Annotated in this window: 12 protein-coding genes; 8 read left to right on the forward strand and 4 right to left on the reverse strand. The window is 46.1% G+C overall.

Annotation, left to right across the window (positions count from 1 at the left end):
• The first annotated feature begins 82 nt into the window (after positions 1 to 82).
• The 4 genes from GOU96_RS07685 to GOU96_RS07700 all read left to right on the forward strand — a co-directional run bounded on the left by GOU96_RS07685 (position 83) and on the right by GOU96_RS07700 (position 3,554).
• Entirely contained in the window at positions 83 to 1,087 is a 1,005-nt protein-coding gene (locus GOU96_RS07685) for a DUF2860 domain-containing protein (protein ID WP_001021739.1), read from the forward strand.
• 154 nt (positions 1,088 to 1,241) lie between these two features.
• Entirely contained in the window at positions 1,242 to 2,060 is an 819-nt protein-coding gene (gene rlmA / locus GOU96_RS07690) for a 23S rRNA (guanine(745)-N(1))-methyltransferase (protein ID WP_001965623.1), read from the forward strand.
• Between the two features lie 77 nt (positions 2,061 to 2,137).
• Positions 2,138 to 3,058, forward strand: a complete 921-nt coding sequence (locus tag GOU96_RS07695) for a ChaN family lipoprotein (protein WP_001259032.1) — start codon at positions 2,138 to 2,140, stop codon at positions 3,056 to 3,058.
• Positions 3,059 to 3,197: 139 nt separating this feature from the next.
• The gene (locus tag GOU96_RS07700; RefSeq protein WP_001068121.1) at positions 3,198 to 3,554 is read left to right on the forward strand and encodes a hypothetical protein; all 357 of its coding nucleotides are present in this window, start codon (positions 3,198 to 3,200) and stop codon (positions 3,552 to 3,554) included.
• A gap of 73 nt (positions 3,555 to 3,627) precedes the next feature.
• On the opposite strand, the gene GOU96_RS07705 is transcribed toward GOU96_RS07700, so the two are convergent.
• Both GOU96_RS07705 and mlc read right to left on the reverse strand, forming a co-directional pair.
• Positions 3,628 to 4,572, reverse strand: coding sequence for a chemotaxis protein CheV (locus GOU96_RS07705; protein ID WP_000017256.1), 945 nt, complete (start codon positions 4,570 to 4,572; stop codon positions 3,628 to 3,630).
• Positions 4,573 to 4,676: 104 nt separating this feature from the next.
• Positions 4,677 to 5,894 (reverse strand): sugar metabolism global transcriptional regulator Mlc, encoded by a 1,218-nt coding sequence (mlc, locus tag GOU96_RS07710; protein WP_000281794.1) that lies wholly within the window; start codon positions 5,892 to 5,894, stop codon positions 4,677 to 4,679.
• A 444-nt stretch (positions 5,895 to 6,338) separates the two neighbouring features.
• Here mlc and pyk point away from each other — a divergent pair, with 444 nt between their 5' ends.
• Positions 6,339 to 7,784: a pyruvate kinase gene (gene pyk / locus GOU96_RS07715; protein ID WP_000099573.1), complete on the forward strand. Its 1,446-nt coding sequence runs from the start codon at positions 6,339 to 6,341 to the stop codon at positions 7,782 to 7,784.
• A 41-nt stretch (positions 7,785 to 7,825) separates the two neighbouring features.
• On the opposite strand, the gene GOU96_RS07720 is transcribed toward pyk, so the two are convergent.
• Positions 7,826 to 8,983 (reverse strand): patatin-like phospholipase family protein, encoded by a 1,158-nt coding sequence (locus GOU96_RS07720; protein WP_032477827.1) that lies wholly within the window; start codon positions 8,981 to 8,983, stop codon positions 7,826 to 7,828.
• Positions 8,984 to 9,001: 18 nt separating this feature from the next.
• Positions 9,002 to 9,091 (reverse strand): YnhF family membrane protein, encoded by a 90-nt coding sequence (locus GOU96_RS07725; protein WP_000434306.1) that lies wholly within the window; start codon positions 9,089 to 9,091, stop codon positions 9,002 to 9,004.
• Between the two features lie 135 nt (positions 9,092 to 9,226).
• Here GOU96_RS07725 and GOU96_RS07730 point away from each other — a divergent pair, with 135 nt between their 5' ends.
• From GOU96_RS07730 to GOU96_RS07740, 3 genes are all read left to right on the forward strand, one after another.
• Positions 9,227 to 9,817: an outer membrane beta-barrel protein gene (locus GOU96_RS07730; RefSeq protein ID WP_175248017.1), complete on the forward strand. Its 591-nt coding sequence runs from the start codon at positions 9,227 to 9,229 to the stop codon at positions 9,815 to 9,817.
• Positions 9,818 to 10,323: 506 nt separating this feature from the next.
• Positions 10,324 to 11,784, forward strand: coding sequence for a sodium-dependent transporter (locus GOU96_RS07735; RefSeq protein ID WP_000818003.1), 1,461 nt, complete (start codon positions 10,324 to 10,326; stop codon positions 11,782 to 11,784).
• The gene (locus tag GOU96_RS07740; RefSeq protein ID WP_000144235.1) at positions 11,784 to 11,885 is read left to right on the forward strand and encodes a MetS family NSS transporter small subunit; all 102 of its coding nucleotides are present in this window, start codon (positions 11,784 to 11,786) and stop codon (positions 11,883 to 11,885) included. Before GOU96_RS07735 ends, GOU96_RS07740 begins: the two co-directional genes overlap by 1 nt.
• Positions 11,886 to 11,960: the final 75 nt, after the last annotated feature.

Consider the following 11,960-nt stretch of genomic DNA (forward strand, 5'->3'; position numbering starts at 1 on the left):
GATTGGGGTGAACGAACGTAGCCCACACCGCTGCAGCTTCAAGTCGGAAGGGGATAACGCATACATTTGGTAAGGAAGCCTAATGAACATTATTTACCCCAGTCTACTCACTTTGCTTGTCGCCTCTTTGCCACCAGCGGCTTATGCTCAAGGCCCAACCGATAGAAATCAGCCTGGTTGGGATGTCACACTGAGTCTTAACAGCTTTTACGTGCGTGATAAATCACAAATGAACACCAATGATGACAACGCGATCACCACGGATTTACAGCAATCAGGTACCTCCACTTCCGAGCTACTGTTTGCACCACTCGGGAATGTGCAATACACCTTTGCCTCGGGAAATACTCAGCTTTTTGCCGGTCAAAGTACCGACCAAGTTATCGAGGGACAACTGCAGGCGGAACTGGGTATCACCCACCGATTTGAGAGACTGGGTGAAATTACACTCGCTTATTTTCCTTCGCTGCCTGGGATTAATGAAACTTGGCGCGATCCCTATTTAACGCAGACGGCAAGAGCGGCGACCGACATCAGCGCGCAAGGAGGACGCCTTGCTTATACTGCGCCTTTCGCGCTTCCAATTACTCTGCGTTATGCCTACTTAGATTACAAAGTCGATGAAGAGCAAAGCGGTGCGACATCCGGCCTCAATAATACGCAACGTGCGTTACTCAATCGCAACAGTGAGTATCAACAAGTATCGGCTGAAATCTCTTTAGCTCTGAGCCGCTCTTGGTCTTTAGTCCCGCAAATCACCTATACCCAGCGTGATGCTCAAGGGGATGCATTTGATTTTACGGCGCTGGATTATCAACTCGGTGTGAATACCTTTTTCGGCCCTCAAGCGCTGTTTTTAACCCTGAGTTATGGACAAGAAGAGTACGATACCGCACACCCGATTTTTGCGAAAACCCGTGATGCCGACCGCTGGAGCGCCTTTGCGCTGTATGTCTATCGCGCGCCCTTTGGTTGGCAAAATGTCTCGATTAACGCGATGGCAGGACTGAGTGAAACCGATGATGCGGTGAACTTTTTTGATCAACAATCGACCTTCCTTTCAACGGGTGTCGCCTTCAATTTTTAATGTTGATCTCTTTAACTGTAAGGCCGTTCAAGCCTTTGAGCGGCCTTTATCCCTCGAGCAGTCAACATCAACCGCGTTAAGAGACTGGGTTGCGCTTTGTATTTCGCGCGGCTGCCGTTAAACTTACGCCTCTATTTTGTTGATTGAGACCACCATGACCTTTTTGTGCCCGCTGTGTGAGCATCCCCTAACGCTAAACCAAAATACTTACGCCTGTATCAATCGTCATCAATTTGACGTAGCGAAAGAGGGGTACGTCAATCTGATGCCTGTTCAGCATAAGCGCTCCAAAGATCCCGGTGATAACAAAGAGATGACACAGGCTCGTCGCCGTTTTTTACACACAGGCCACTACGCGCCCATGCGTGAAAAAGTTGCCAAATTGTGCCAAACCTATTTGACTGGCCGCCAGCAAACGCTGCTCGATATTGGTTGCGGTGAAGGCTACTACACCGATTTTTTTGCCAAGGCTTTGCGCCAGCAAGACAGTGAAGCACAAATTTTGGGGATCGATATTTCCAAAATCGCCATACGCTACGCGGCCAAACGCTACCCAGAGTGCCAGTTTGCCGTAGCCTCTAGCCACCGCTTACCTTTTGCCAATCAGAGTCTGGATGGCGTGATCCGTATTTACGCACCATGCAAAGACACCGAATTGGAGCGTTGTATCAAAATAGGCGGCATCGTTATCACCGTCACGCCAGCGGCGCGTCACCTGTATCAATTTAAACAAGGCATCTACGATCAGGTGCGTTTACATGAAGAGCAACCAGAAACTCTGTCGGGTTTTGAATTGGTTGAAGAGTGTAAACTCCACTACCCTATGGCACTCAATGGCTCAGAAGCGGCAGACTTGCTGCAAATGACTCCGTTTGCATGGCGTGCCAGTGAGGATTTTAAACACCGCGTTAGTCAAAGTGATACTTTCGAATGTGAAGCCGATTTTATGCTCCGAGTGTATCGCAGAAAATAACTGATAACGATTCTCATTGATTGCATAAGTCAGTCGCCTCCATTACCATGAGCGCAATTTTTATGGAGGCCTTTCTTATGCGCACTATTGCGGCACTTTTCCTTTCTTTCAGCTTACTCGGCTGCTCAGCCACTCCAACGCAAGTTAGTACCTTTTATGACTATCAATTGGCGACGCCAACTGGTGAGCGGATCAGCCTACAAAGATTGCCTGCTGAAATCGAAAACGCTGACGTGATCCTGGTCGGTGAATGGCATACCCACGCAGGTATCCACCGTTTCCAGACTGATTTGCTTAAGCAGATGACGGAAAATGGCCATCCGATGGCACTGTCGATGGAACAGTTTACCCGTGATGCACAGCCCTTGATGGATGACTATCTCACTGGGAAAATTGGTGAGCAATATCTGATCCAAAAGGCGAATGCTTGGCCTAATTACGAAAGTGATTACCGACCTTTGGTCGAGTTTGCGAAAAGCCAACAGTTGCCCGTGATTGCTGCCAATGCCCCAAAACCTATCGTGCGTTGTATTGGCCGAGTAGGGATTGATTATCTTGACCGTTTAAGCCCCGAACAGCGCCAATGGGTCGCAACCGAAGTTAACATTCAAGATTCGCCATACAAGAGAACCTTTATGGCTTCAATGCACCATGGCAATCCAGCACAAAATGAGAACCAATATGCGGCGCAAGTCACTTGGGATGAGACCATGGCGGAAAGCATTGTGCGCTATCTTGCGGCCAATCCTGAACGCAAAGTTCTACACATCGCCGGCATGTTCCATACTCAGCAGGGTTTAGGCACGGCGGCATCGATTTTGCGTCGCAACCCAAATCTCAAAGTTGTCATCATCACTCCTGTCGGTGAAATCTCGCCACAAAGTGATGATTATCAACTGCAAGTACTCACGCCACCTGTGCGTTATGTGCAAAAAGCGCATCAAGCCGAAGCGATTAATGCATTGAAAAATCGCAACACAGATCTCGTTTGCGAATAAACATCTCCTCCTCGCCGTCAAACACTCAAAACAGGCACAGCATTTGCTTGCCTGTTTTTCACACATAAAGTGTAAAAATCACGCAAGTTTTTTAGTTTGTGGTCGATATAGTTTCAGAGTGATGACTTAGGAGAGATGTATGAACCCAATAGGCGCAGGATCCGTGCACACATTGCCATCCAACACTACGCTTAAATCTCAGACACCTACTAAGCCAGATACGGCTCCTGCTCCCCTCAAAGTAGAGCAGAACAAAGTCACCTTGTCTGAGGAAGGCAAAGCGCTGCTTGCCGCTTTACAGGAAATTGAAAAAGAAGGTAAAGCGCTAGAAAGCAAAGATAAAACTGTCGGCGATAAAGTTGAAGCTTTCACTTATGGTGCTTTGGGCATGGATCACCCCGAAAAAGTGAAAGAAGTTGAGGACACCTCCTACTCTGCTGGGCAATATCTTTCCGCTGCGGCAACCATAGGCGGCATTCTATTAGCCGTATTGTAAACTCGCCAATCAACACCATTTAAAAAGGCACTCGATGAGTGCCTTTTTAATGCTATCGGTTCAACCTATATGCTTAGGAAAGCACTTCTCGCAATCTTTCCTGAGCAACTTGTACGAGCAAATCAGGTTGGAACTTAGAAATAAATCGGTTACAGCCTACCTTTTGCACCATGGCTTCATTAAAGCTGCCACTGAGCGAGGTATTGAGTGTGATAAAAAGATCCTTCATGCGCGGATCATTACGAATTTCATAAGTCAGCTTATAACCATCCATTTCCGGCATTTCAGCATCCGTAATCATCATCAGTAATTCACTGTAGATGTCTTTACCTTCATCACACCAAGACTTCAATAAATTCAACGCCTGCAAGCCATCATGGCATTCGATGATATTTAAACCTAATTGGGACAGCGTATCTTTTACTTGATTTCGGGCTGTTGAAGAATCATCGACAATCAATATGGTTCGGCCATCCATATGGTTGAGTAGGCTCTCATCCAATACTTCTTTGGATATTGAGGCATCATAATGGACGATTTCTGCTAATACCTTCTCCACATCAATGATCTCAACAATATGTGTCTTGTCTTGTTCTTTGACATGCGTGAATGCCGTTAGATAGTTTGCCCTTCCGGCCGACTTAGGTGGCGGCTGGATTTCCGTCCATGCGGTATTGATGATGTTGCGCACCTGCCCCACCAAAAAGCCCTGTATTGTCCGGTTATACTCAGTAATGATTAGGTTTTGTTCCGTATCTTGAACACGGCGAGGAGGAAAACCGATGGCAGATCGTAAATCGATAACGGGCACAGGTTCACCACGTAATGACGCTACACCAGTGATATGCGGATGCGAGCCTGGCATTTTGGTCAGTAGAGGGACCTTTATCACCTCTCTAACTTTAAAAACGTTTATCGCAAAAATTTGACGACTATTGAGGCTAAACAGTAACAGCTCCAATCGGTTTTCGCCGACCAGATTAGTACGCTGGTCTACCGTGTTCAAAACACCTGACATACGAAATTCCGTTAAATGACTACCTAGGTAACAGTATAGCCGCTAGGTATAAATGTAAATGTAAGCAAAGCTGAAATTCTTACTTCTTGTATGGGAATGGCAGATTATCCTTCGACCACTTTCATTAAGAGTAGACCATCATAGAGCGCCTGCTTGATCAAAGCTGCACCGGGCATGGTCGCTTGTTTATAGAAACGCGACTCGACCAACTTCAAATCTTGATGGTAAACCGGCAAACTCTGCTCACGAATACACTGCTCAATAGAGGGATAAAGAATCGATTTCGCCTGATTAATGACACCGCCAATTAAGATTTTCTCTGGGTTGAATAAGTTAATCACAATTGCGATCGCAGCACCTAAATAACGCCCCAACTGTTGAATCACATCTACAGCAAGCGGATCCCCATCTGCGGCAGCAGCACAAATATCTTCTATCGAAATTTCTTCCACTGTCGCGAGGCAACTAGGCTCTCCGGCTTGAATGCGCGCCGTGACCTGATCGCGAATCGCTTGTGAAGACGCCACGGTCTCTAAGCAGCCGTAGTTTCCGCAATGGCAACGTTTACCTTGCGGATCAATTTGAATATGCCCTAGCTCACCGATATTGCCATGTCGACCTTGCAATACACGTCCATCGAGCACAATACCTGCACCAAGTCCGTGGTGAATGGAGATCAACACAGAATTATCGACATCTTGTGAATGACCAAACAATTTCTCTGCTAAAGCCCAAGCCCGCGTGTCATTTGCAACAAACACAGGCAATCCAGTGGCTTTATAAATTTCTGGCCCCAAAGCTAAATTTTTGACATTGTAGTGCGGCATTTGCAGCACTATACCCTGCTCAGAATTGACCAATCCCGGCAACGTAATAGCAATACTGGTTACACGATCTAACTGCGCGGCGTAGGTTTGAAAAAACTCTTCAATTTCAAACAATAACCGGGCTAACACATCATCTTGATCGATTTCATGGATATCAATTTTGGTATCAATCAACACTTCTCCACCCAACTCGTGGAGAGCAATGGTGAGATAACCTCGACCGAGCCGCATTGAGAGAAACTGCCAACCAAGATTATTGGTCTGAAGGCCAACAGCAGGTCGACCTCGACTGATCGCCTCTTGAACCGTCGTTTCATGAATCAAGTGCGCATCAATCAATTCACGGGTAATTTTGGTAATACTGGCTGGCGCAAGCTCACTCTCTTTCGATAAATCGATGCGAGAGATTGGCCCTTTTTGGTCTATTAGTTTGTATACGCGGCCCGCATTGATCTGCTTAATATGATCAATATGGCCGGGTTGAGCCATGTACATGCGGCGCTCCGGAATTCAACGACAGACCAATTTTTTTACTTTGCGAAGTAATTGTGAAGTTCTTTGTCAGATAGCCGTGACAAATATCACGCATATACCTAGAAGTTTGTGTTTTATCTCCAAATATTGGCCTTTATTGCTGCCATTTATTGATGGGTACGATATACCCAAACAGAACAAACACCATCAGCAGCATCAAACAGAACAGGTATAAACAGGATAATAATTTCCCTAAGCCACTATACTTATATCCAAACTACTTGAAGTTGCAGGCAGGCGGCACATTTGCGCAGCCGCCAGAGGCCTTGGCTGAGAACCAAAGCTGACTTTCATCGCCCCATGAGCATAGACATTCCATGTGATTAGGTGGACAAAGGCAGCCAACACCGCAGCAACGTTAAGTAGGAAGGGTATACCTTACTGTCACATCGAAGGAACAATGATATGAGCTCAACTTTGCGTAGAACAAAAATCGTCGCCACCTTAGGTCCTTCCACAGAAAGCCCTGAAATTCTCGAAGCCATTATCCGAGCAGGAGCCAATGTCGTTCGGATGAATTTTTCACACGGCACCGCGGAAGACCATAAAAACCGTGCGCAGAAAGTTCGCGAAATTGCCGCCAAACTCGGTCGCCACGTCGCCTTATTAGGTGATTTACAAGGTCCAAAAATTCGTGTTTCTACTTTCAAAGAAGGCAAAATTATCCTTAATGAAGGGGAACACTTCATTCTTGATGCGGAATTAGCCAAGGGGGAAGGCACGCAAGAAAGCGTGGGGATTGATTACAAAAAGCTACCGCAAGATGTTTGTAACGACGATATTTTGCTGCTTGATGATGGCCGTGTGCAGTTACAAGTTATGCGAGTTGAAGGCAATAAAATCCACACCAAGGTCTTGGTCGGCGGTCCTCTCTCCAACAATAAAGGGATTAACAAAAAAGGCGGCGGTTTATCGGCAGATGCTTTGACTGAAAAAGACAAAAATGACATTCGACTTGCGGCAGAAATTCAAGTTGAGTACCTCGCGGTGTCTTTCCCTCGCAATGGTGAAGACATGAAATTCGCGCGCCGTCTTGCCCAAGAAGCAGGGCTTTATGCGCGTATGGTCGCCAAAGTTGAACGCGCAGAAACCGTCTCTTGTGATGAAAACATTGATGATATTGTTCGCGCCTCGGATGTCATCATGGTCGCACGGGGTGATCTCGGGGTGGAAATCGGTGACCCCGAACTCATCGCCGTACAGAAGAAGCTGATTTCACGCGCGAAAAAACTCAACCGTGTGGTGATTACCGCAACGCAAATGATGGAATCGATGATCAGTAACCCTATGCCAACCCGTGCCGAAGTCATGGATGTGGCGAATGCGGTGCTCGATGGCACTGACGCTGTGATGTTGTCGGGAGAAACGGCTGCGGGCAAATATCCGGTTGAAACCGTCAAAGCGATGGCTGAAGTCTGCATTGGTGCAGAAAAGATGATTGAGTCGAATGAGCAAAACTATCGCATTAAAAGTGTGTTCCGCACGGAAGAAGAAGCGATTGCTATGTCGACTATCTATGCAGCCAACCACTTAGAAGGCGTTAAAGCTATGGTCACGCTCACTGAATCAGGACGCACCGCATTAATGACCTCAAGGCTCAATTCCGTATTCCCAATTTTTGCGATGTCTGCCAACCAAGCAACCCTCAATCGCTGCGCGTTATTGCGCGGGGTGATCCCTTTCTACTTCGATACCAAACAAGCCAGCGGTCTAGAAGCAGCCATTGCAGCATTAGATGCCCTCAAAGAGCGAAACCTACTCGAAGAAGGGGATCTCGTGATCATTACCCAAGGCGATATTATGGGAGTCGAAGGCTCCACCAACTGTATGCGCATCTTACCTGTCTATTAGTCATCGCAAGAAGAAGGCTGCATAGCCTTCTTCTCTTTACCTCACATCAGATTGCGGGGGAGTTCCTTGCGGAAAGTCTCAGCTTCACTATACGCTTTTAAAAAGCGGTAACCCGCTTTCAGTCCTAGCTCATAGTCATATTGCAGCGCCTCTGGTGAACTCAATAACGAATTCGAGTGCAAAGGCTCACTTGGCATAATTTGCGCGATAAATGTATCGTCATGATGTGCGTCAAGAAACTCAGAAGTCAGCGTATAGGTTTGATAGTGGACCATTAATAAATCCGCCAGCCCCGCATCAAACTTGCTACCCAATAAATGACTGAGCCGATAAATATCATCAGCCCCAAATAACCAGCGCCCACCATTCAGGGCATCCAGATGCTTCTGCTCTTTTTTCTGCTCTTTTGCACGCCGCTTTTGTTGTTGCAGGAATTCATTCCACTCTTGACGCCATCCTGACCACTTATGCTGCAGCTGGTGTTGAAAATGGTTCAGTGGCTCACGCAACCACAGTGGTAATTCCGTCGCTGAGGGAGATGGCGTTTCTTCCTCCTTTGGCATAAATTCAGTGCGGATCACCGTGATAAAGCGAGCCTCTTTACGCCACGCTTCTTGCACCGGAATTGATGCTGAAACACCCCCATCAATATATTGCTTACCCGCAAGCGTAACAGGCTCAGGATAAAGGCCAGGGATAGCACAGGTCGCTAAAAGTACTTGCTGCCAATCTGCGCCTAACATAGGAAAATAAGCATCTTTTAAGTCATCCGCAGATGTGACTGCCGCATAAGCCTTGCGCTTACCTAAAGCCTGACGTGCCATGTCCAAATCTAAGCGATAAGGGTATTCACCGATCCGATCCAGCGCCCACTGCATATTCATATATTGTTTACGTCGGATGTAGCTAAATAGATGGAAAAACTCTGCGCGAGTGGTCAGCTCTAAAATAAAGGCTTTACTTAACCCGGTTTGGCGAGATAAAAAGGCGCACAAATTCAAGGCACCAGCTGAAGTGCCATAAAACTCATGGTAAGGATCAAAATTAGATAATAAAAAAGCGTCCAGTACACCAGCCGTAAAAATACCTCTTTGGCCGCCCCCTTGGGCAACCAGTGCATGTTTACCACCAATGTATTTGGCTAGACGCTGAGTATCGAGCTCAGTCCTTGCATCAGAAACAACTCCACCACTCTTCATTTGCAGGACCACCCAAGACTAGTGTGTAATCGCAATCACTCCAAAGCCGATCAACACAGTGAAGGTGATCGCAACAATTGCTAGCGCAAACTTCAGATCTTGTTCCATAGAAACCTCCTTGGTTATACAACAAAGTAATAACATCGGTGTGAAGTATCTTCAAGATTTGCTGATTTTTCGTGCACGATTATGCAGTTACTATCACAATACCTTGGTCGTCAAACACTTGGCTAGGATCTGCATATGCGTCAAATAAATCTATTTATTCTCAACACGTTATTTCTGCTCTTTGCGCCACTTTCTGCTGCAGACTGGATGGTGACACCTTCCGTCGGTTACACTTTGGGAGGCAAAGTTCTCGATCAAGCTGGCCGTCAATATGATCTAAAGAACTCCAGCAGCTACGCTTTAGCTATTGAAACTACCTACGACAACGGCCGAATTGGCTTGTTTTATTCTACGCAACCTACCGAAGTCCAAACTTTAGTCAATCAAGATGCCTCTATTCATTATCTGCATTTTCAAAGCAGCATTTACTATCCAGTAGCAGAAAAGCTCTCTTCCTTCATTGGCCTAGGTATTGGCGGAACTTATACCGATGTAGCATGGGCAGATAAGAAATTCGGTTTTTCTGCTGGTGCATTTGGTGGTGTTGAATACCGCATTGCCTCCAACGTCGCACTGAATGCTCAATTACGTTGGTTGGGCACCATGGTTGATAATGATTCAAGCGCGAAATGCACCCTGCCTTCGTCAGAAAGCTGCGTGGTGAAATTTAAGTCCGATTGGCTAAACCAAGCCTCAGCCTATGTCGGGTTTACCATTCGCTTCTGATGACCGCTTTTTAGTCCCAAATTTTAACAAACTCGCAAAACTGGGCATATCCTCTAAAGGGTGGGTGTTTTTTAGACAGACACTCTTTCTTTTATATTAGATAGTTCTATCAGTTCAATTTACCGATCTCAGTGAGATTCACTAACTCTCACCAATCAGACACCATAATCCTCGATAAAGTCACCCAAACCCAAAGAATACAACCTACAATTAACAAACGAGCAACCTATATAATCTATTGCCACCTACAAAATAAAACGGTAGTCTCGAACCATTGCGTAGCTGATTATTTCAGATTTCGCAAACACACATCGCGTAACTAAGAATTAAATTCTAGGTTTTCGGACAGCAACCAATATATATAACTAACTTTTTGCGGAATCATGGATGATAGAGCAAAAGTTGGCCGCGCAAATATTGTACGGATAACTTTGCCCCCTTTTCCCCCAGATTCAGCGACTGCTGACGAAAAGCTTCATACCCTAGGATATTACAAGGAGTTGTTTATGAAGCGAGAACAATGGGGATCCCGTGTTGGATTCGTATTAGCCGCCGTAGGGTCAGCAATTGGCCTTGGTAACATCTGGCGTTTCCCTTATATGGCCTATGAAAATGGTGGGGGTGCATTTTTCATCCCTTATCTTTTCGCCATGGTCACTGCAGGCATTCCGTTTATGATCCTAGAGTTCAGTATGGGTCAGAAACATCGGGGTTCAGCGCCAACGACACTCGCCAAAATTCACTCAAAATTTGAGTGGTTAGGCTGGTTCCAAGTTGGGATCGCAGCCGTCATTGCTGTTTATTATGTCGCAGTGATTGGTTGGGCTATTTCCTACTTTGGTATGTCGTTTACCCAGAGTTGGGGCAGCGACACTAACGCTTATTTCTTCAGCGAATACCTGAAGTTAGGAGATAACTCGCCCACAAATTTAGGCAGCATTCAATGGCACATCGCATTTGCTATGTTGATTGCTTGGGTCATCACTTATGCAGCCATTGTGGGTGGGGTTAAAAAAGGCATTGAACGTGCATCAAAAATCATGATGCCGATTCTATTTATCATGGTGCTGATTCTGATCGCTCGCATGATCTTCCTACCCGGTGCATTGGATGGCGTGAACTATATGTTCCAGCCCGATTTCAGCAAAATCTGGGATGTAAAAGTTTGGGCAGCCGCTTACGGGCAGATTTTCTTTACTCTGAGTATTGGCTTCGCAATCATGCTAGCGTATTCAAGCTACTTACCTGAGAAATCCGATATTACCAACAACGCCTTTATGACCGTGTTGATCAACTGTGGTTTCTCCGTACTGGCTGGGATCATGATCTTTTCGGTATTAGGCTATATGGCTCAAGAACAAGGAAAACCATTGACGGAAGTCGTTTCAGCCGGTGTTGGTCTTGCTTTTGTTACCTTACCAGCGGCGATCAACTTGTTGCCAATCCCATACATCTTAGGTCCTTTGTTCTTCTTAGCCTTGGTTGTTGCAGGTTTGAGCTCACACATTTCCATCATGGAAGCCGTCACCTCTGCACTCATTGATAAGCTCGGTTGGAGCCGTAAGAAAGCCGCAAACATCGTTATTGGTATTGGCTTTTTAGTTTCCATGGCTTTTGCAACCAATGGCGGCTTGCTACTACTGGATTTGGTTGACCACTTTGCGAACAACGTGGGCATCATGGCCAGCTGTTTGGTGGAACTGGTATTGATGACTTGGCTATTGAAGATTTCTGATGTTCGTAAATACGTCAACAGCATCTCTGATTTTAGCGTTGGGGTTTGGTTTGATATCTGCCTGCGCTTTGTTTCACCCGTTATCTTGGCGATTATCGTCGCTACTAAACTGCAAGCTCTCTTCACCGAAGGCTACGGTGGCTACGATTTAACACTTGGCTGGGCGATTATCGCTGCGCTATTGGTGATCGGGATTCTGATCAATGCAAGCTCACGTAAGGAAGCATACTAATGACATTCAGTGCAATTATCATGATGATTATCGGTCTTGGGATCACATGGGGTGGCGCAGCCATCTGCATAAAGAAAGCGATGGACAAGGCTTCATCCTAACCACGTAAAGACGGATACAGAACGACGAGGAATTTGTGGCTCAATGGCAGATTCCTCAAAACATAAAAAAGGAGA

It is taken from the genome of Vibrio sp. R-1 (genome assembly GCF_035615595.1).
GTDB classification, from domain to species: Bacteria; Pseudomonadota; Gammaproteobacteria; order Enterobacterales; family Vibrionaceae; genus Vibrio; species Vibrio cholerae.